Genomic DNA, 20,173 nt, shown 5'->3' on the forward strand with positions numbered 1-20,173 from the left:
GGGGGTCCTAAACGGCTACGGGGGCGGGGTCGGCCGGGGCGGGGCCGCGGCCGGTGATGGCGAGGAAGGCGTCCTGGAGCGAGGCGTCGATCGACCCGGCGTACTGGAGCTTGAGCGCGCTCGGGGTGCCCTCGGCCACGATCCGCCCGTCGTCGACCACGACGAGCCGGTCGGAGAGGGCGTCCGCCTCGTCGAGGTAGTGCGTCGTCAGGAAGACCGTGGTGCCGTGCTCGTCGCGCAGCCGGCGGACCAGGTCCCACAGGTCGGCGCGGCTGCCGGGGTCGAGTCCCGTCGTCGGCTCGTCGAGGAACAGCACCCGCGGCCGGTGGGTGAGCGCCATGGCGATGTCGAGGCGGCGGCGCTGCCCGCCCGAGAGCGCGGCGCACTTGCGGTCGAGCAGTTCCGCCAGGTCGAGGTCGTGGGCCAACTCCTCGGCCCGCCGGGCGGCCTGGGCCTTGGTCAGCCGGTAGAGCCGCCCCTGGGTGACGAGTTCCTCCCGCACGGTGATCTGCGGGTCCACCCCGCCGGACTGCGCCACGTAGCCGCAGGCCCGGCGGACCCCTGCCGGGTCGTCCGCCAGGTCGTGGCCCGCGACCGTGGCGGCGCCGCCGGTCGGGGGCAGCAGGGTCGTGAGCATCCGCAGGGTGGTGGTCTTCCCGGCGCCGTTCGGGCCGAGGAAGCCGAGGATCTCGCCGGGGCGGACGGTGAGGTCGATTCCGCGCACGGCCTCAACGGGGCCGCGCTTCGTCTGGAAGGTACGGGCCAGACCGGCCGTACTGATGATGGGCATGGCCCCAGAAAAACAGAGTCCCTCAAATTTTGCAATGGCCCCAAAGTTTCAGACATCCCAATGATCAAGAGGGTGCCTAGGATGGACGCATGACGGAGGGGCTCAGGGAGCGCAAGAAGCGCGAGACGCGGCAGCGGATCTCGGACATCGCCACCGGCCTGTTCCTGGAGCACGGCTTCGTGACGGTGACGGTGGCGGACGTCGCCGACGCGGCCGACGTCTCGGTGAACACCGTCTACAACTACTTCCCCTCCAAGGAGGACCTCTTCTTCGACCGCAGCGCGGGCATCGTCGAGCGCCTCGGCCGCTGGGTGCGCGGCCGCGACCCGGGCGAGTCGGCCGTCGCCGCCGTGCTGCGGGAGCTGCGCGCCGAGGTCGAGGCCGTCTCGCCGAACGTCGGTCTGATGACGGGGTACGACCGCTTCATGGCCGTCATCCACGAGGCGCCCGCGCTGCGCTCACGGCTGTGGAGCATCCAGCAGGAGATCCAGGACAATCTGGAGAGGGTCCTCCGCGAGGAGACCGGCGCCGAGCCCGACGACCCCGCGCCGACCCTGATCGCCGGTCAGATCAACTGGGTCCACCAGACGACGATGGCCGTCGTCGGCCGCCGGATGCTCGCCGGGCGCGATCCCGGCGAGGTCTCCCGGGAAGTGCTGCTCCTCCTGGACGAGATGGAGGGCCTGTTGAGCGAGAAGGTGCTCAACTACGCCGTCCGCCCCTCCGTGTGAGCGCTGCCGGTGTGATGTCCGTCCATTGAGACGTGACTCGCGTTACTAAGCGGTCACACAGGCCCTCACGACCGCTAGTGTCCGCCGAGAGGCAACACATCAACAGCGCGTACCAGGGGAGTCGCACAGTGGCACGGAAGCTCGCCGTCATCGGAGCCGGACTCATGGGGTCCGGTATCGCCCAGGTGTCCGCGCAGGCGGGCTGGGACGTCGTCCTGCGCGACGTCACCGACGAGGCGCTGGACCGTGGCATCGGCGGCATCAACGCCTCGTACGACAAGTTCGTGACCAAGGGCAAGTTGACGGCCGAGGACGCCGAGGCGGCGCTGGGGCGGATCACCGCCACCACCGACCTCGACGCGGCGGCCGACGCGGACATCGTCGTCGAGGCCGTCTTCGAGAAGCTCGAGGTGAAGCACGAGATCTTCCGGACGCTCGACAAGATCGTCCGCGAGGACGCCGTGCTCGCCTCCAACACCTCCGCCATCCCGATCACCAAGATCGCGGCGGTGACGGAGCGCCCGGAGCGCGTCGTCGGCACCCACTTCTTCTCACCCGTCCCGATGATGCAGCTCTGCGAACTCGTCCGCGGCTACAAGACGAGCGACGAGACGCTCGCCACCGCGCGGGAGTTCGCCGAGTCGGTCGGCAAGACCTGCATCGTCGTCAACCGCGACGTCGCCGGCTTCGTGACGACCCGTCTGATCTCCGCGCTGGTCGTCGAGGCCGCCAAGCTGTACGAGTCGGGTGTCGCCACCGCCGAGGACATCGACCTCGCCTGCAAGCTCGGCTTCGGTCACGCGATGGGGCCGCTGGCCACCGCCGACCTGACGGGCGTCGACATCCTGCTGCACGCCACCAGCAACATCTACACCGAGTCCCAGGACGAGAAGTTCGCCCCGCCGGAGCTGATGCGCCGGATGGTGGACGCCGGTGACATCGGCCGCAAGAGCGGGCAGGGGTTCTACAAGCACTGACGCCGACACCCGCGTCCCGGGCGGCCCACGCCGCCCGGGTGAACGCAAGGGCCTCCAGGGCGTCACCCCTTGAGGTGAATTCGGTATCGGTTCGCTCACGGACGGCAACCTGACGGTGTCGAACACCGTCAGACGTTGCATCACCCAGATCACGGAGTACGAGACGCACTCACGGGAGCGCTTATGTACATCAGGGGCGACCACGCCGAGCTGGTCGTCGGGGGCCGCCTCGACGTACGCAGCGCGGCGGACGCCCGTACGGTCCTGCACTCGGCCGTCGACGACGGAGCCGGCGACCTGGTGCTCGACCTGTCAGAGCTGGACTCCTGGGACGCCACCGGACTCGGCGTGATCATGGGAGCCCACCGGCGGGCGGGACGGTGCGGAAGGCGGCTGGTGCTGCGCGGTGTGCCGCCGCAGATGCAGCGGCTGCTCGTGGCCACGCGACTGCACCGCATCCTGGCGATCGAGGGCGGCATCGGACTGGAGTCACTGCCCCGGGTGTGAACAGGCGTGCGGTTTCGTACGTATGGCTCCGTGTACACGGGACACCCGGTCGTCATGCCTGCTCCCGGGGGCCCTGCGGACCATGGGGGCGAAACGCACCACACGCCCAATTCTCACGAGACCGTGATGTCTCGGGCGGCGCGGTACCCCGGACTGTCGGAGATACTGTGCGAAGGTTTAGGGTTCGGCTGCCCGCTGCCAGCAACCCTCGAGCGGGTTCCGGACCAGAAGCGACAGCGCGGTGTGCGGCAAGGCCGGGAGGGGCTCCAGCACACGAGACGCTTTTGGGGGGCTAGAACCTATGGACCCGACGAACCGGGCATCCGACGAGCACGGCCACGACGACGCACAGACACCCGGCAGGCGCCCGCCCCGCGAGGCACTGTCCCAGGACTTCGACCGGCACGCCCCGGCGCTCGCCCGCACCGTCCAGGTGGTCTCGGGCGACTTCCTGCTCACCGTCAACCCCGTGGACGGCAGCGAGATAGAGAACTGCCCGCCCGGCGAGCTGCCCGACCGGCCCGGGAAGCACGCCCCGGCCGACCGCGCCGAGATCGACCGCGCCGCCCGGCCCCCGGCGCCCCCGGGCCCCACCCTGCCGAAGCTGCCCCTGCTCCACCGGGACGACGAGCGGGGACGGCTGGTGCGGCTGCTCGCACGGGGCCGCTCCGTCCGCCTCACCGGCGCCCCCGGCTCGGGTCGCACCACGCTCCTCGACGCGGTCGCCGCCGACTGCGCCGACCTCGCGCCCGACGGCGTCGTCCGGCTCTCCGGATTCCGGCGCACCGCGGACGACCTGCTCCACGACCTGTTCGCGACCGTGCACAGCGCGCCCGCGTACCGGCCCGGCCGAGACCAGTTCCTCGCGCTCGTACGGGAGATCGGCGCGGTCGTGGTCCTGGACGACCTGGAGTTCGGCGGCGCCGAGCTGGACGACCTGCTCGACGCGACCCCTGAGTGCGCCTTCCTGATCGCGACCACCCCCGACACGCCCCTGCCGTCGCCCGACGCCCCCCTGGAGGAGATCGTCCTCGGCGGCTTCGACCGGGCGGGCAGCGAGGACCTGCTGGAGCGCGCCGTCGGACGCGACCTCACCGAGGACGAGTCGAACTGGGCGGGCGACCTCTGGTTCGAGTCGGAAGGGCTGCCCCTGCGGTTCGTCCAGGCCGGGGCGTTGCTGCGGCAACGGGACCGGCAGCGGGCCGGCGAGGACGCCGTCGACGAGTTCGGGGTCTTCCAGGAGATACCGCCCACCGACGTGCCCCGCGCACCGGCCGAGGACGGGCACGACGCACCGCTGCCCTCGCTCGCCGAGGGCGCCGCGCCCGCCGCGCTGCTCGCCTCCCGGCTGAGCGCCTCCGCGCGCGAGACCCTGCGCTTCGCCGTCGCCCTCGGTGGCGAGGTCCCGCACCAGGCGCATCTGCCCGCCCTCGTGGGCGACACCCACGCCGACGCCGCCCTCGGCGAGCTGGTCGGCTGCGCCCTGGTCACCCCGGTCGGCGCGCGCTACCGGCTCGCGGCGGGCGTGCGGACCCAGCTGGAGACCGCCGGATACGGCGACGGCGCCGAGGACAGGGCCCGTACGGCCGCCCAGCACTACGCCTGGTGGGCCGGGCATCCCTCGGTCACCCCCGAGCGGGTCTCCGCCGAGGCGGACGCCCTGCTCGCCGCGCTCGCCACCCTCGGGCCGCGCACCGAGCCCTCCGGGGACGAGGAGGGCAGCGCCGCGGTGCGGCTCGCCCGGCAGGCGGCGCCCGCGTTCGCGGCGGCCCTGAACTGGCACGCCTGGGAGCGGGCGCTCCGGGCGGGCGTCGAGGCGGCCCGCCTCGCCGAGGAGACCGGCGAGCAGGCGTACTTCCGCCACGAGCTGGGTGTCCTCGCGCTGTGCCGTGGCCGGCTGGACGAGGCCCACGCCGAACTGGAGGCGTCCATCGGGCTGCGCGGCGTTCTCGCCGACAAGCGCGGCACCGTCGCCGGCCGCAGGGCCCTCGCCCTGGTCGCCGACCGCTCCGGGGCGACCCCGCCCGGCGGGCGCACGGCGGCGGGGGAGGAGGTGCCCGGCGCCCGGCACGAGGAGCCGGCCGCCCCGCACGGCGGTGTGCCCTCCGGGTACGTCCCGGCCGCCTTCGGCGCGGTCGCCGGCCCCGCCCCGTCCACGGGCGAGTCCACCCTCGTCACCGACCGCCAGGGCACCGGCTCCGCCGCGCACCGGGCCGGTGTGCTCAAGGGGTTCGTCGGCGGCGCCCGGCGCAACCTGGTGGCCGCGGGCGCGGGCGCCCTGCTCGCCGCCGTGCTCGGCACCGTGGTGACCCTCGGCGCGACCTCCGACCGGAACGCCACCCCGGCCGAGCGGATCGGCGTCAACCCCTCCGCCAGCGAGGGTGCCGACGACGGCGGCCTCGACGCGGACCGGGCCAAGCAGGGCGAGGGCGACGACGGTCCCGGAGTACTCCCGGAGCCCAGCGACCCCGGCCCGGACGGAGCCTTCGGCACGGCGGACGACCCGACACCCAGCGAGTCGGCGAAGCCGTCCGAGGACGACGAGCCGTCGCCCTCCGAGTCGTCCGGTTCGTCGGACGGCGGCACGAGCGACGGTGGCTCCACGGGCGGTTCCGGCAGCGGTTCCGGCGGCGGGACGACCGGCGGCGGGAGCAGCGGAGGGACGACGGGCGGTGGCGCCGCGGACGGCGGTACGGCCGACGGTGGGACCACGGACGGCCCCACCGGCGGCACCACGGACGGTTCCACCGGGGGCACCACGGACGGCGGGACGACCACCGACGGGACGACCACCGGTGGCGCCGCGGACGGCGGTACGGCCGACGGCGGCACCACCGGGGGCACCACGGAGGGCGGGACGACCACCGGCGGGACGACGGGCGGTGCCGAGGGCGGGACGACAGCCGCGACGACGAGCGGCACCTCGCCGTCCAGCAGCGTCTCCGCGAGCGCGTCGGAGAGCGGCGCCGAGACGTCCGGCGGCTCCACCTCCTGAGGTTCCGACCACCAGGTCACCCGCCAGGTCACGCAGAAGGGGGCGGTCCGTTCCACGGATCCGGCCCCTTCTGCGTGAATTGGCTCAGAACAGCCGCAGCTTGTCGTCCTCGATACCGCGCAGGGCGTCGTAGTCCAGGACGTGGCAGTCGATGCCCCGGTCGGTCGCCAGCACCCGGGCCTGGGGCTTGATCTCCTGCGCGGCGAAGACGCCGCGGACCGGCGCGAGATGCGGGTCGCGGTTCAGCAGCTCCAGGTAGCGGGTGAGCTGCTCGACGCCGTCGATCTCGCCGCGCCGCTTGATCTCCACCGCGACGGTCGCGCCCGCCGCGTCCCGGCACAGGATGTCCACCGGGCCGATGGCCGTCATGTACTCACGGCGGATGAGGGTGTAGCCCTCGCCCAGGGTCTCGATGCGGTCGGCGAGCAGCTCCTGGAGATGCGCCTCCACCCCGTCCTTGATCAGACCGGGGTCGACACCCAACTCGTGCGAGGAGTCGTGGAGGACCTCCTCCATGGTGATGATGAGCTTCTCGCCCGCCTTGTTGATGACGGTCCACAGGCCGGGCGTGCCGTCGGAGGACGCGGCGTCCTCCTTCAAGGTGCACGGCGGCGACATCCAGTTGAGGGGCTTGTAGGCCCGGTCGTCCGCGTGGATCGAGACGCTGCCGTCCGCCTTCACCAGGATCAGACGGGGGGCCGAGGGGAGGTGGGCGGTGAGCCGGCCCGCGTAGTCGACGGAGCAGCGGGCAATGACGAGACGCATGGTCGGCAACGCTACTCGACGGTGGCGGGTGCGCGCGATTCGACTGCCGTGACGACCTCGTCGACGCCCGTCGCCCTGCGTCACCCCACCTGGTGCGCGCAGGGGGCCGTCCGCGTCCCGTGGCATGTGCCGCGGTCAACTCCCTTTCGGCATTGGCTGATTGTGGGCGTCTCGTGTGTGGTCGGTGCGCGCAATCTCCTGGTGCGGTCACGTTCGGTTGCTTACCGTAGAAACGGGAGGTCGCGAACCGTGCACTCTGCGTGTTCGGTAACGCGAACCCCGACCCTGTCCGTCAACCCCTGTTGTTGTGGGGGTGCGAGAGGAGTACCCATGTCGCTCGACGTCTCACCGGCCCTACTCGAACAGGCCGAGCGAGGCGAGGTCGACGAAGCCGCCTTCGTCGACTGCGTCCGGACCTCCCTGCCCTACGCGTGGGAGATGATCAGCTCCCTGGTGGTCCAGCTGAAGGTCGAAGGCGGAGAGTTCGCCGACAACCAGACGCCCCCGCCGGACGAGCAGGCGCGCGGACAACTGCTGCGCGCGCTCGCCAGCGACGCGATACGCGGCGCCCTGCAGCGGCACTTCGGTGTACGGCTGGCCTTCCAGAACTGCCACCGGGTGGCGGTGTTCCCGCTGGACCCGTCCGTGGACGACAGGCTCGCCCGCTTCACCTCGATCCGGGGCCAGCTCCTCAACCAGTCCCCGGAACTCCGGGACTGCTGAGGCGGTGAGGCAGCACGGCTTGCCGCTCCGACTGGGGGAGGTGCATCAGTAGAGCGGGGCGGCAGGTCACCCGGCACGACATGGCACCGCACGACATGGCACGGCACCACCTTGCACAACAGCACGGCACCACTTGGCACGGCACGGCACAGCTCCACTTGGCACGGCACGGAACGGCTCAGCCGAGGTGAGGCAGCACCTCGGCACCGAGTCGCCGTACGTTCTCCTCCGTCGCCGTCAGATCGCCGGAGCCCTCGACGAGCAGGGCGAAGCGCGAGATGCCCGTACGCTCGCTCGTCGCCGCGAGCCGGTCCACGCACAGCCGCGGCGTCCCCACCGGGTGCAGCCCGCAGAGCAGTTCGGTGTACGCCACCGGGTCCCGCATGGCGCGGGCGCGGCCGTCGACGGTCACATGGGCCTCCAGCCCCTGCTTGAGCCAGCCCGGCATCGCCTTGGTGAGCGCCTCCACGGCGTCCGTGCGCCGGTCCGCGATCTGGCAGACGCCCGCCGACACATGGGCCGCGCCGGCGATCTCCTCCGCCGACCGGCCCGCGGCCCGGGCATAGGTGCGCCACATCGCCACCATCTCCGCCTTCTCCTCGTCCCCGACGTGCATCCCGAGGAGCATCGACAGCCCCCGCTCGGCCGCCAGCCGTACGCTCGCCGGTGAGGTGCAGGCGACCACCACCTCGGGGCCGGGCGACTCGTCCAGGTCCTGCGAGGGCCTCGGGACCACGGGGACCTCGCGGAAGCTGAATCGTTCCCCCGAGGCCGAGACCGAGGGTTCCCGCAGCCAGCGCAGCAGCAGATCGAGAGATTCCGGGAACCCCTCCTCGTACGCCCCCAGTCCGGCGCCGAAGACCTCCAGGTCCACCCAGGGGCCGCCGCGTCCGACGCCCAGCGAGAAGCGTCCCCCTGACGTCACGTGCAGCAGGGCGGCCTGCTCGCCCAGGGCGACGGGGTGGACGGTGGGCAGCACGCTGACGGCGGTGCCGACGCGGATCCGCCGGGTGCGCCCCAGCAGCAACGCGGCGAGGGTGATCGCCGACGGGCACGTCCCGTACGGCACGAAGTGGTGCTCGGCCAGCCAGACCGAGTCGAGTCCGGCCTCCTCGGCCACGTCCGCGGTCCGTACCGCCCGGTGGAGAGCCTCTCCCTGCCCCTGGCCGGGGAACTGGGCTCCCAGTACAAATGTTCCTACACGCATGGCACTTCCTGCTTCCTCGGCTCCTGCTCGGGAGCTCCCCCACCCGGCATAACCCTCTGACACGTGACGAAGACACGGCCTGGCGGCGAGATTTGCCGATTGTCTGCAGAATGCTGGGAGCGGAGGCGCGTTCTGAGGTGATTGGTGCCGTACGCGTGCCCCCGTCGGGCCCGCGTAGGCTGGATGCGAACCCTGCTCCCTGTATAGCCCCGTGAGGTGTCCCGTGTCCCCGCGTCGCAACCGTCCCAAGGGCGATGGCCGGTCGGGTCCGTCGGCTCGGAGCGCCGACGACGACCGTTCGGGCCGGTACGGCGGCTGGCAGTCCAGCGAACCCTGGCAGGGCGAGGAGTGGAGCGTGCGCCATGTGGCGGGCGCGAGCGCGGCGGGCAAGACCTACCGGTGCCCCGGCTGCGACCAGATGATCCCCTCCGGGGTCCCGCACGTCGTGGCCTGGCCCGAGCACTCGGGCGTCGACGAACGGCGCCACTGGCACAAGGCCTGCTGGAACGCGAAGGACCGCCGCACCACGCGGGTGCAGCGGTCCCGTAACGCGCCGAGGTTCTGAGCGCCGACTCCGGGCGCCCGCCCGGCGGTTACACGTCGCGCTTCTCCAACAGGACGAACGCCCCGGCGAACGCGGCGGCCACCAGACCCAGCATGATCCACAGCGGGTCCCACCCGGACGGGGCGGAGGCGCCCAGCTCGGCACCGTAGAAGACGCCGAGCTGGCTCGGGATCGAGTAGTTGAGCAGGAACTCCTGCACGTCCCGCAGCGACTCCGCGAACATGAAGATCGCGATGACCAGCGGCGCGAGGAACACGCCCAGCATGATGGTGATCGCGCCCGCCGAGTGGCGGATCAGCGAGCCGACGAGCAGCGACAGCAGGCCGAACAGCGCGAGGAACAGACTCACGCCGACGGTCGCCTTCAGCCACTCCTCACCGCTCGGGTCCCCCGCGTTGCTGCCCTCCAGGATCGCCACCTGGAGGAAGGCGACCAGCGAGGTGCCCGCGAGGGTGATCGTGAACGCGAGTCCGAAGAACACGATGGCCTTGGCGGCCAGCACCCGGCTGCGGCTCGGGCACGCGGTCAGCGTGGTCCGGATCATGCCGGTGCCGTACTCGGAGGCGGTGGTCAGCACGCCGAGCGTGATCATGCAGACGCTGCCGATCATCACCCCGAACAGGCCGAGCCCCAGGGGGGACTCACCCTCCAGGTTCATGTCCGCGGACGCGGCGATCACGGCGAACAGCAGACCGAGGCCGAGCAGCAGGAAGACGAAGACACCCAGTGTCCACATCGTCGAGCGCACGGACTTGATCTTCGTCCACTCGGAGACGATCGCGTGTCCGAGGTGCGTGCGCACCACCGGGATCGGCGAGGTGTACGACGTGCCCGGCGCGCCCTGCCAGGGGCCGGCGGGTGGCTGCTGCGGGGCGAGTTGCGGCTGGGGCGTGCTCATCGGGCGTCCTCGGACTTGGTCAGGTCGACATCGGCGGCGGGCGCGGGGGCGGCGGCCGGCGCGGCGGGGGTGGCGGCCGGCTGTGCGGGAGCCGGTGCGGCGGGCGCGGCGGCCGGCTGGGCCGGGGCCTGGGCCGCGGGGGCCTGGGGCGCGGCCTGGGCGTACGGGTTCGGCTGTGCCGCGCCCGGCGCCGGGGCGGGCGCGGCACCGGGCACCGGAGCCCCGTACGGGCCGGCCTGCGGCGGCGCGAAGTGCTGACCGCCCGCCTGCGGCGCCGGCGGCGCGTACCAGCCGGGCTGGCCCGCGCCCGGAACCGGCATCGGCGGCTGTACGCCGGGCGGCAGCGGCTGCTGGAGCCCGGCCTTCTGGTCGATCGTCGAGCGGTAGTCGACGGCGCCCTGCGTCATCCGCATGTACGCCTCCTCCAGCGACGCCTGGTGCGGCGACAGCTCCCACAGGCGTACGTCGGCCTCGTGCGCGAGGTCGCTGATGCGGGGCAGCGGCAGGCCCATGACGCGCAGCGCGCCGTCCTGCTCGGGCAGCACCTGGCCGCCCGCCTCGGTCAGCGCGGACGACAGCTTCTCGCGCAGCTGCGGCTCGGTGTCCGGGGTCCGCACCCGCGCGAAGTCGGCCGAGTTCGCCGAGATGAAGTCCTTGACGCTCATGTCGGAGAGCAGCTGGCCGCGCCCGATCACGATCAGGTGGTCGGCGGTCAGCGCCATCTCGCTCATCAGGTGCGAGGACACGAAGACCGTCCGGCCCTCCGCGGCGAGCGCCTTCATCAGGTTGCGCACCCAGAGGATGCCCTCGGGGTCGAGGCCGTTGACCGGCTCGTCGAAGAGCAGCACCTGGGGGTCGCCGAGGAGGGCGGCGGCGATGCCGAGCCGCTGGCCCATGCCGAGCGAGAAGCCCTTGGAGCGCTTCCTGGCCACGTCCTGGAGGCCGACCACGCCGAGCACCTCGTCCACCCGGCGGGCCGGGATGCCCGACAGCTGGGCCAGGGACAGCAGGTGGTTGCGGGCGGACCGGCCGCCGTGCACCGCCTTGGCGTCGAGCAGGGCACCGACCTGGCGGGCGGCGTTCGGCAGCTTGCGGTACGGGTAGCCGCCGATCGTCACCTGCCCGGAGGTGGGGTTGTCCAGGCCGAGGATCATGCGCATCGTCGTCGACTTGCCGGAGCCGTTGGGCCCCAGGAAGCCGGTGACGGCCCCCGGCCGCACCTGGAAGGAAAGGTTGTACACGGCTGTCTTCGCGCCGTAGCGCTTAGTCAGGCCGACTGCCTCGATCATGCTCCGCACCCATCGAACGGTTCAGGACGTCTCGTCTCAGGACGTCGGGGCGCACGCCCCCGTAAGGGTTAGGAGCTTATCCGGGCCTTGACGGTTCCGCTCAAGAGCAAGTAAAACCACGCAGGTCACGCAGTCGCCGACTTGGCATGTACGTTTCGCCAGGTCAGCCCTTCGGTCACGCGTCGCGTCCCTTCGGTGACAGAAGGACGCCGAGCAGCGCGGCCGGCACCCACGGCGCCCTGTCTGCCGTCGATCCGCACGTCGCCCGCGGTCGGCCGGTCGAGCCCCAGGGGCATCCGCATGCTCGTTCGTCGACTTCCCCGCGCCGTTCGGCCCGGGAAAGCCCGTCACCATGCCGGGCCGGACCGCGAGGGAGAGGGGTCGACCGCCACCTTCTCCCCGCACCGCTTGGTCAGCCCCTCGACCTCGCTCATGCGGCCACGCGGGAACGGACCCGTGGCCCTGCCACCGGGCTCCCGCCACCGGGTCACCCGCGGCCGTCACCGGTCCTTCCGCACCCGCCACCGGGCCACCCGGCGGCCCTCGCCTCCCTCGCACACCGAAGGGCCCGCACCCCCCGAAGAGGATGCGGGCCCTCAAGAACCCACGGACGGCGCCGTCACACAGCGGTGTTACCGGGTCTGCTGCGCCGGGACGCCACGGGAGATCGGCTCGTCGTCGGTCGCCGGCGTGCCCGCCGCGGCGACGGCCGCACCCGTGAGCGTCGCGAGCATCTCGCGCACGTTCGTCAGCTGGGCGTTGATGGAGTCGCGGCGGTTGGTGAGAGCCGCCAGCTCGCGCTCCGATTCCGAACGGATCCGGTCGGCCTTGGCGTTCGCGTCCGCGACGATGTCCTCGGCCTGACGCTGCGCGGTCTCCACCGTCTGGCGGGCGCGGCGCTCGGCGTCGGTGCGCAGCTTCTCCGCCTCCAGACGGAGCTGCTCCGCGCGGTGCTCGATCTCCGCGAGGCGCTTCTCGGCCTTCTGCTGACGCGAGGCCAGGTCACGCTCGGACTGCTCACGCCGCTTGGCGAGGTTCGTCTCGAAGTCCGCGGCGGCCTGCGCGGCCTTGGCGCGGGTCTCCTCGAAGAGGGCGTCCGCCTCCTCGCGCTTCGACTGCGCGTCCTTCTGCGCCTCGGCACGCAGCTGCGAAGCGTCGCTCTTGGCCTTCTCGACGATCCGGACGCCCTCGTCCTCGGCCTTGGCCTTGCGCTCCGCCGCGAACGACTCGGCGTCGTTGCGCACCTGCTGGGCCGCCGACTCGGCGAGCTCGCGGTGCTGCTCGGCGGCGCGGCGGGCCTCCTCGCGCAGGTCCTTCGCCTCCTCCTCGGCGAGGCGGAGGATCTTCTCGACGCGGGCGCCGAGACCGGCGTAGGAGGGCTCCGCGTCGGTGACCGCCGCCTGGGCGTTCTGCGTCTCGAGGTGGAGTTCCTCGATGCGCTTCTCCAGCGCGGTGATGCGGGCGAGAGCGGAGTCACGGTCGGAGACGAGCTTGGAGATACGTTCGTCCACCTGAGCGCGGTCGTACCCACGCCGCACAAGCTCGAAGCCGTAGGGGGAAGTGTCGCTCATGGGGTTCCTGTCGAATGAGACCGGTGAGGTGATAGATGGAATCCTAGGGGGCGAAGCGGCGTGTCATCGAGCAGATGCACGTTTGATCTGGAGAATGACACCCCTTTTGAGTGGCCGACCCTCGGAAGGCTTGCCAGAAACTTTGCATCAAGCCCTTGGCGAGCACAGGAAGAACACAAATGGGTTTCTTTTGGGTCGGGCGGCGCCGGACCATACCCGCAACAGCCCGTCTCCGCTAGCCGTCTGACGACTTGCCACCCGATCGGGTAGCACCCGCCGCGGCACCCGCCTTGACTCCACCGTCCTTGCCACCCGACGGGGCCTCAAAAGACTCCAACGCCTCCAGCACGTCCTGGACACGGGAGATCTCCGCATTGATGTCCTCGCGGCGCCGGACCAGCACCTCGAGTTCCCGCTTGCCCTCCTCGACCGTACGGCGGGCCTCCCGGATCGCCTCGGCCTTCAGCTCCTCGGCCTCACGAATGAGCGTGGACTTCTTCTGCTCCGCCTCCTTCAGAAGACCCTCGGCCTTCTTCACGGCGGCGATACGCACCTTGCCCGCCTCGGAGTTGGCCTCGGAAACGATCTCCTTGGCCTTCGCCTGAGCCTTCTCCAACTGCTCCTCGGCGGCCTTGATCAGGGCGTCGCAGCGGTCCCCGGCGGACCTCATCGTCTCGGCGGACTCACGGCGGGCCCGCTGGTGCAGAGCCTCGATCTCCGACGTGATCCGCTCGCGCAGCTCCTCCGCCCGCTCCCTTATGGCGGTCGCGTCCCGGCGCGCGCCGACCAGCAGCTCGTCGGCGTCCTGCCGGGCCTTCTCCACCGTGGTGTTGCCCTCCACGGTCGCCGTCGAGATCAGCCGGTCGGCCTCCGTGCGGGCCGCGCCCACCATGGAGTCGGCCTGCGCCTCGGCCTCCGCGGTCGTCTTCAGCGCCTGCTTCTGCGCCTCCGCGAGCAGCTTGTCGGCCTCCGCCGCGGTCTCCGTGATGAGCGTGTCGACCTGCTCGGCGGCCTCCGAGCGCCGCTTGTTGGCGTCCTTGCGGGCCTCGTCGAGCGTACGGTCGGCCTCCTCGCGGGCGGCCGACGTGAGGCGCTCCGCCTCCGCCTCCGCCTCGGACCTGACCCGCTCGGCCTCGTGCCGCAGACGCTCCGCGTGCTGCTGCGCGGACCCGACGGTCTCGGCGGCCTCGGCCCGCAGCCGCTCCGCGTCGTCGGTCGCCTCGGCGATCAGCTGCTCCGCCTGGGCGACGGACTCCGCCCGGACCCGCTCGGCCTCCTCGTTGGTCTCCCGCGTCAGCCGCTCCGCCTCGGCGGTCACCTCGGTGATGAGGGTGTCGGCCTGCGCCGCCGCGTCCGACCGGATGCGGTTGGCGTCCTCGCGCGCCTCGGCACGGGTGCGCGTGGCGTCCTGGTCGGCCCGCGCGATCGTGTCCGAGGCCTCCGTACGGACCCGCTGGGCGTGCTCGGACGCCTCCGAACGCACCCGCTCCGCCTCGGCGATCGCCTCCGCGACGGTGCGTTCCGCGAGCGCCTTCGCCGCGTCCGTCTCCTCACGGGCCTCACGGCGCACCCGGTTGGCGTCGTCGGTGGCCCGCTCCCGCTCCGCGTAGGCGTCGGCGCGGACCCGGTCCGCCTCCTCCTCGGCCTCCCGGCGCGTACGGTCCGCCGCGTGCTCCGCCGCGTTGCGCAGCCCGGCGATCTCCTCCTGGGCCTGCTCGTGCAGCCCGGCGACGGAGTCCCGTACCTGCTGGGCGTGCTGCTCGGCGGCCGACACCATCTCCGTGGCCCGCCGCTCGGCCTCCTCGACCAGCCGTACGGCCTCGGTCTCGGCCTCCTCCACGCGCTTGCGCGCCGAGGCCAGAAGTTCCTCGCTCTGCTCGCGGGCCCGCCGGCGCTCCTGGTCCGCCTCCTGGCGGGCCGCGCCGAGCAGTTCGTCGGCCTCGCGGCGGCGCCGGGCGGCCTCCTCCTGCGCGGCGGCCAGGGTCTCCGTGGCCTCCGTGGCGAGCCGCTCGGCGGCGGCCTGTGCCTCCGCACGCACCCGGTCCGCGGTGTCCTGCGCCTCCGACTTCAGCCGCTCCGCCTCGGCCGCGGCCTCCGACCGCAGCCGTACGGCGACGGCCTCGCCCTCGGCCCGCGACGCGGACGCGTCCGACGCGGCCTCGTCCCGCAGCCGCTCGGCCTCGGCCTCGGCCTGCGTCCGGAGCGTGCGGATGCGCTCGGCTGCCTCGGTGCGCAGCCGGTCGGCCTCCTCGGCTGCCTCGCGGCGGATCCGCTCGGCCTGGGCGCGGGCGTCGGTGAGCGCCTCCTCCGCGGAGGTGAGCCGCTGCTCGGCGTCCGTGTGCAGCCGGGCCAGCCCTTCGGCGGCCTCCGCCTCACGGGTCGCGATACCGCGCTCGGCCTCCTCGCGCAGCTCCCGGACGGCGCGCTCGGCCTCGGCCTTCAGCTCCTCGGACTGCTCCTCGGCCTCCGCGCGGAGCCGCTCGGCCTCCTTGCGGGTGCGCTCCAGCGTCTCCTCGGCCTGGCGGCGCAGCGCCGAGGCGCGCTCGATGGCCTCGGTGCGGACCTTCTCGCTGTCCGCCGTGGCCGTCTGCCGCAGCTCGTCCGCGTCCGCCTTCGCCTTCGCGAGCAGCTCCTCGGCGGTCTTCGCCGCCTCCTCGATCTGCTGGACGGCCTCACGGCGGGCCTCGGAGCGGATCCGCTCGCCCTCCGCGACCGCGTCGGCGCGCAGATGCTCGGCCTCGCCCCGCAGCCGGCGCGCCTCCTCCTGCAGCTCGACGGTCTTGGCGCGGTACTCCTTGGTGTCGTCCTTCGCCGCCCCCTTGAGCTCCTCGGCGAGGTCGTGCGCCTCGGCCCGCAGCCGGTCCGCCTCGGCCTCGGCCTCCCGGCGGATCCGCTCGGCCTCCTCGGCGGCGGCCTTGGTGGTCCTGCGGGCGTCCTCGGACGCCTTGTTCAGCACGTCCTCGGCGGTCTTGGCCGTCTTGGCGAGCTGGGAGGCGGACTCCTCCGCGGTGATCGAGCGTGCCTTCTCGGCCGCCTCGGCGAGCAGCTTCTCCGCCTCGGCCCTGGCGTCCGCGACGACCTCCTCGGCGGCCGCCTTGGTCGCCTCGGCGTCCTTCGTGGCCTCCTCGACCAACCGGGCGACCTGCTCCTTGGCCGTACGGGTGCGCTGCTCGTTGGTCGCCTCGGCGGTGGAGAGGGCCTTGGCCGCGTTCTCCTTCGCCTCGGTGACCAGCTTCTCCGCCTCGGCCCGCGCCTCGCGCAGCGCCGTCTCGGCCTCCGACATGCGCTGCTCGGCGGCCCGGCTCAGCTCGGCGGCCCGGCGGCGGGCGCTGTCGGACTCGGTGGCGGAGGAGGAGCGCAGCTGCTCGGCGTGCTCGGTGGCCTCCTGGGCCTGGGTGGACGCCGCGTTCAGCAGCCGCTCCGCCTCGGCGCGGGCGCGGCGCAGGATCTGGTCGGCCTCCGCGCGGGCGGCCTCGGCGTCGCTCTGGAGGCGCTGGCGGGCCTCGTTGGTGAGCCGCTCTGCCTCGGCGCGGGCGGCGGCCAGCGCCTGCTCGGCCTCGGCGCGGGACTCGTCGACCAGCCGGCGGGCCTGCTGCTCGGAGCGGGCCCGCAGCTGCTCGGCCCACGCCACGTTCTCGTTGACGTGGGACTCGACGGTCTGGCGGCGCTCGGACAGCTCCTGGTCGAGCTGCTGGCGGCGGGTGACCGCCTCCTGGTGCAGCTCCGCCTGGAGACGCGCGGCCTGTTCGGCGTGCTCCTGGAGGATCCGCTGGGTCTGCGCCCGGGCCTGGCTCAGTTCGCGCTCGGCGTCGGCGCGGATCTGGTCGGCCTGCATCTGGGCCTGGCGGAGCATCTGCTCCGCCTGGTACCCGAGGTCGCCGCCGTCGTAGGCGGGCCGGGACATGAGGGTGCGGCGCGCCTCGTGCAGCTTGGCGCGCAGCACCTCGACCTGGTAGCCGAGGTCCTCGGCGTGCTGGATCGCCTTTTCCCGCTCGGTCTTCAGCCGCTCCATCTCGGCCTCGAACCGAGAGAGGTGGTCGACGTCAGCCGCCGGCTCTCGCTCCTGGCGTTCGTAGCCCCGCACTGCGCGGTCCCATCCGTCCCCTGGTCGCAACCTCTGGCAAACGAGCTCCGTCCAACCGGCGAACGGGGCCCCCGGGGAATGGTGTCAGATCAACGGCGGAGCACGGGCTGCCGCCCTCACCCTCGTCCCCCGAAACCTGGACCCCGGCCCATGAGTCCCGTCGCCGGAAGGCGGCAGGACCCGGGCCGTCGCCCGGTGAAGGGGACGGCCGCCCCCAACCCTACCGGCCCATATGTACGGGGGTCAGTGCTCAGGTGACTCAACTGCCGCCGAAGTGACCAGTTCTGTCAGTACTCCATGACAATCCTTCGGGTGCAGGAACGTGATCCGTGACCCCATGGAACCGCGTCGGGGCTCCTCGTACAGGACGCGTACGCCCTTGTCCTTGATCGCGGCCGCGTCGGCGTCCACATCCGCCGTACCGAAGGCGATGTGGTGCACCCCCTCGCCGTTCTTCGCGAGCCACTTGGCGACGGTGGAGTCCTCGCGGGTCGGCTCCAGGAGCTGCAGGTAGGAGGCGCCCCCGTCGTCCGTGCTGTTGATCTTGAGCATGGCCTCGCGCACGCCCTGCTCCTCGTTGACCTCGGAGTGGAACACTTCGAAGCCGTACGTCGCCCGGTAGAACTCGACGGTCTTGTCGAGGTCGAAGCAGGCGATCCCGATGTGGTCGATTCGCGTCAGCATGGTGTCAGTGCAGCGCTCCTCGCGCCGTTACGCAACGTGCCAGCGATCACACTCACCGCCCGGTGACGGCACGGAGTGCCACTCAGTACATTCGAAGTAAACCCTCGTTCACTCCTCGGCCGTGCAGGCTGGAAGGGGATCGCACCTCATGACTGGAACGAACGGCAGGACCTCGGTGATCGTCGCGGGCGCGCGTACGCCCATGGGGCGGTTGCTCGGTTCGCTGAAGTCCTTCTCCGGAGCCGACCTCGGCGGCTTCGCGATCAAGGCCGCCCTCGACCGTGCGGGGATCGGCGGCGACCAGGTGCAGTACGTGATCATGGGCCAGGTGCTCCAGGCCGGGGCGGGGCAGATCCCGGCGCGCCAGGCCGCCGTCAAGGCGGGCATCCCGATGAACGTGCCCGCCCTCACCGTCAACAAGGTGTGCCTGTCGGGTCTGGACGCCATCGCGCTCGCCGACCAGCTGATCCGCGCCGGCGAGTTCGACGTGGTCGTCGCCGGCGGCCAGGAGTCCATGACCAACGCCCCGCACCTGCTGCCGAAGTCCCGCGAGGGCCACAAGTACGGTGCGATCCAGATGCTCGACGCGATGGCGCACGACGGGCTGACGGACTCCTTCGAGGGCATCGCCATGGGCGAGTCCACGGAGAAGCACAACACCCGCCTCGGCATCCTCCGTCCGGAGCAGGACGAGTTCTCCGCCCTGTCCCACCAGCGGGCGGCCGCCGCGCAGAAGAACGGGATCTTCGACGCGGAGATCACCCCCGTGGAGATCCCGCAGCGCAAGGGCGAGCCGGTGGTCTTCAGCCAGGACGAGGGCATCCGCGGCGAGACCACCGCGGAGTCGCTGGGCAGGCTGCGCCCGGCGTTCGCCAAGGACGGCACGATCACCGCGGGCTCGGCCTCGCAGATCTCCGACGGTGCCGCGGCCGTGGTCGTGATGAGCAAGGAGAAGGCCGAGGAGCTGGGCCTTCAGTGGCTCGCCGAGATCGGCGCCCACGGGAACGTCGCGGGACCGGACAACTCTTTGCAGTCGCAGCCGTCGAACGCGATCCGGCACGCCCTGAAGAAGGACGGCCTGGACGTGGCGGACCTCGACCTCATCGAGATCAACGAGGCCTTCGCGGCGGTCGCCGTACAGTCAATGAAGGACCTCGGGGTGTCCCCGGAAAAGGTGAATGTCAACGGCGGCGCCATCGCCCTCGGTCACCCGATCGGTATGTCGGGTGCCCGTCTCGTCCTCCACCTCGCGCTGGAGCTGAGGCGGCGCGGCGGCGGTGTCGGCGCGGCCGCGCTGTGCGGCGGCGGCGGTCAGGGTGACGCGCTGATCGTGCGGGTACCCAAGGCCTGAGGCCTTCTCCTCCCAGGTGTACGTGGCTGTTCGGAACGGAGCTGTGATGCAGGACGTGCCCACGCTGGTGGCCCAGGCCAGGGAAGGGCGGCCGCGTGCCGTCGCCCGGCTGATCTCCCTGGTGGAGGGGGCGTCCCCCCAGCTGCGCGAGGTGATGGCGGCGCTGGCCCCGCTGACCGGCGGGGCGTACGTCGTCGGACTGACCGGCTCGCCCGGCGTGGGCAAGTCCACGTCCACGTCGGCGCTGGTCACCGCGTACCGGAAGGCCGGCAAGCGGGTCGGCGTGCTGGCGGTGGACCCGTCCTCGCCGTTCTCCGGGGGCGCGCTGCTCGGCGACCGCGTCCGGATGTCGGAGCACGCCTCCGACCCCGGCGTCTACATCCGCTCCATGGCGACCCGCGGCCACCTCGGCGGCCTGGCCTGGGCGGCGCCGCAGGCGATCCGCGTCCTCGACGCGGCGGGCTGCGACGTGGTGCTGGTGGAGACGGTCGGGGTCGGCCAGTCGGAGGTGGAGATCGCCTCCCAGGCCGACACCTCCGTGGTGCTGCTGGCGCCCGGCATGGGCGACGGCATCCAGGCGGCCAAGGCCGGGATCCTGGAGATCGGTGACGTCTACGTCGTCAACAAGGCCGACCGGGACGGCGCCGACGCCACCGCGCGCGAGCTGAACCACATGCTCGGGCTCGGGGACTCGCGGGGCCCCGGCGACTGGCGGCCGCCGATCGTGAAGACGGTCGCGGCGCGGAGCGAGGGCGTCGACGAGGTCGTCGAGGCGCTGGAGAAGCACCGGGCGTGGATGGAGGAGCGCGGGGTGCTCGCCGAGCGGCGGCTCGCGCGGGCGGCGCGGGAGGTCGAGACGATCGCGGTGACCGCGCTGCGGGAGCGGATCGGGGACCTCCACGGCGACCGCCGCCTCAGCGCGCTCGCGGAGCGGATCGTGGAGGGGACGCTGGACCCCTACCGGGCGGCCGACGAGCTGGTCGCCGGCCTGACGGAGGGATGAGGGCGCCTCCTGGGTCGGGGCCGGGGGTGCGTC

The 20,173-nt window shown here is 72.5% G+C and carries 16 protein-coding genes and 1 pseudogene; 8 read left to right on the forward strand and 9 right to left on the reverse strand.

Annotated elements, in window-relative coordinates:
* Nucleotides 1-7: 7 nt before the first annotated feature.
* Nucleotides 8-790 carry an ABC transporter ATP-binding protein gene (locus GSY65_RS25820; protein WP_159773135.1) on the reverse strand — a complete coding sequence of 261 codons (783 nt, stop codon included), beginning with the start codon at nucleotides 788-790 and terminating at the stop codon, nucleotides 8-10.
* 89 nt (nucleotides 791-879) lie between these two features.
* Between GSY65_RS25820 and GSY65_RS25825 the strand changes: the two genes are divergently transcribed.
* From GSY65_RS25825 to GSY65_RS25840, 4 genes are all read left to right on the forward strand, one after another.
* Nucleotides 880-1,521 carry a TetR/AcrR family transcriptional regulator gene (locus GSY65_RS25825; RefSeq protein WP_159773137.1) on the forward strand — a complete coding sequence of 214 codons (642 nt, stop codon included), beginning with the start codon at nucleotides 880-882 and terminating at the stop codon, nucleotides 1,519-1,521.
* 128 nt (nucleotides 1,522-1,649) lie between these two features.
* The gene (locus GSY65_RS25830; RefSeq protein ID WP_159773139.1) at nucleotides 1,650-2,498 is read left to right on the forward strand and encodes a 3-hydroxyacyl-CoA dehydrogenase family protein; all 849 of its coding nucleotides are present in this window, start codon (nucleotides 1,650-1,652) and stop codon (nucleotides 2,496-2,498) included.
* A 183-nt stretch (nucleotides 2,499-2,681) separates the two neighbouring features.
* On the forward strand, nucleotides 2,682-3,005 hold the full coding sequence (locus tag GSY65_RS25835) for an STAS domain-containing protein (RefSeq protein ID WP_009297239.1): 324 nt from the start codon (nucleotides 2,682-2,684) through the stop codon (nucleotides 3,003-3,005).
* A 301-nt stretch (nucleotides 3,006-3,306) separates the two neighbouring features.
* The gene (locus GSY65_RS25840) at nucleotides 3,307-6,000 is read left to right on the forward strand and encodes an ATP-binding protein (protein WP_159773141.1); all 2,694 of its coding nucleotides are present in this window, start codon (nucleotides 3,307-3,309) and stop codon (nucleotides 5,998-6,000) included.
* An 84-nt stretch (nucleotides 6,001-6,084) separates the two neighbouring features.
* On the opposite strand, the gene nucS is transcribed toward GSY65_RS25840, so the two are convergent.
* Complete coding sequence (gene nucS, locus GSY65_RS25845) at nucleotides 6,085-6,765, reverse strand: endonuclease NucS (protein WP_201452672.1); 681 nt, start codon at nucleotides 6,763-6,765, stop codon at nucleotides 6,085-6,087.
* Nucleotides 6,766-7,095: 330 nt separating this feature from the next.
* Here nucS and GSY65_RS25850 point away from each other — a divergent pair, with 330 nt between their 5' ends.
* Entirely contained in the window at nucleotides 7,096-7,488 is a 393-nt protein-coding gene (locus tag GSY65_RS25850) for an SCO5389 family protein (RefSeq protein WP_149828745.1), read from the forward strand.
* Between the two features lie 178 nt (nucleotides 7,489-7,666).
* Here the strand turns inward: GSY65_RS25850 and GSY65_RS25855 are convergent, their stop codons facing one another.
* Complete coding sequence (locus tag GSY65_RS25855; protein ID WP_159773145.1) at nucleotides 7,667-8,695, reverse strand: LLM class flavin-dependent oxidoreductase; 1,029 nt, start codon at nucleotides 8,693-8,695, stop codon at nucleotides 7,667-7,669.
* Nucleotides 8,696-8,918: 223 nt separating this feature from the next.
* On the opposite strand from GSY65_RS25855, the gene GSY65_RS25860 reads away from it, so the two are divergent.
* Nucleotides 8,919-9,260, forward strand: coding sequence for an ATP/GTP-binding protein (locus tag GSY65_RS25860; protein ID WP_159773147.1), 342 nt, complete (start codon nucleotides 8,919-8,921; stop codon nucleotides 9,258-9,260).
* Nucleotides 9,261-9,288: 28 nt separating this feature from the next.
* Here GSY65_RS25860 and GSY65_RS25865 read toward each other — a convergent pair whose 3' ends face one another.
* The 6 genes and pseudogenes from GSY65_RS25865 to mce form a co-directional block, all read right to left on the reverse strand.
* Complete coding sequence (locus tag GSY65_RS25865; RefSeq protein ID WP_159773149.1) at nucleotides 9,289-10,158, reverse strand: ABC transporter permease subunit; 870 nt, start codon at nucleotides 10,156-10,158, stop codon at nucleotides 9,289-9,291.
* Nucleotides 10,155-11,447, reverse strand: a complete 1,293-nt coding sequence (locus tag GSY65_RS25870) for an ABC transporter ATP-binding protein (protein WP_159773151.1) — start codon at nucleotides 11,445-11,447, stop codon at nucleotides 10,155-10,157. Before GSY65_RS25870 ends, GSY65_RS25865 begins: the two co-directional genes overlap by 4 nt.
* Nucleotides 11,448-11,689: 242 nt before the next feature.
* Nucleotides 11,690-11,881: pseudogene (locus GSY65_RS34040) on the reverse strand (ATP-binding cassette domain-containing protein); the annotation flags it as partial.
* A 198-nt stretch (nucleotides 11,882-12,079) separates the two neighbouring features.
* A complete protein-coding gene (locus tag GSY65_RS25880; protein WP_159773153.1) occupies nucleotides 12,080-13,018 on the reverse strand; it encodes a cellulose-binding protein in 939 nt (312 codons plus the stop codon).
* 235 nt (nucleotides 13,019-13,253) lie between these two features.
* Nucleotides 13,254-17,102 carry a polarized growth protein Scy gene (gene scy / locus GSY65_RS25885; protein WP_159773155.1) on the reverse strand — a complete coding sequence of 1,283 codons (3,849 nt, stop codon included), beginning with the start codon at nucleotides 17,100-17,102 and terminating at the stop codon, nucleotides 13,254-13,256.
* Between the two features lie 243 nt (nucleotides 17,103-17,345).
* Nucleotides 17,346-17,786: a methylmalonyl-CoA epimerase gene (gene mce, locus GSY65_RS25890; RefSeq protein ID WP_159773157.1), complete on the reverse strand. Its 441-nt coding sequence runs from the start codon at nucleotides 17,784-17,786 to the stop codon at nucleotides 17,346-17,348.
* 148 nt (nucleotides 17,787-17,934) lie between these two features.
* On the opposite strand from mce, the gene GSY65_RS25895 reads away from it, so the two are divergent.
* Both GSY65_RS25895 and meaB read left to right on the forward strand, forming a co-directional pair.
* Entirely contained in the window at nucleotides 17,935-19,137 is a 1,203-nt protein-coding gene (locus GSY65_RS25895; protein WP_159773159.1) for an acetyl-CoA C-acetyltransferase, read from the forward strand.
* Nucleotides 19,138-19,183: 46 nt separating this feature from the next.
* On the forward strand, nucleotides 19,184-20,140 hold the full coding sequence (gene meaB / locus GSY65_RS25900) for a methylmalonyl Co-A mutase-associated GTPase MeaB (RefSeq protein WP_159773161.1): 957 nt from the start codon (nucleotides 19,184-19,186) through the stop codon (nucleotides 20,138-20,140).
* Nucleotides 20,141-20,173 lie beyond the last annotated feature (33 nt).

Origin of the sequence: Streptomyces sp. HM190, from assembly GCF_009857135.1 — a bacterium.
Classification (GTDB): Bacteria; Actinomycetota; Actinomycetes; order Streptomycetales; family Streptomycetaceae; genus Streptomyces; species Streptomyces heilongjiangensis.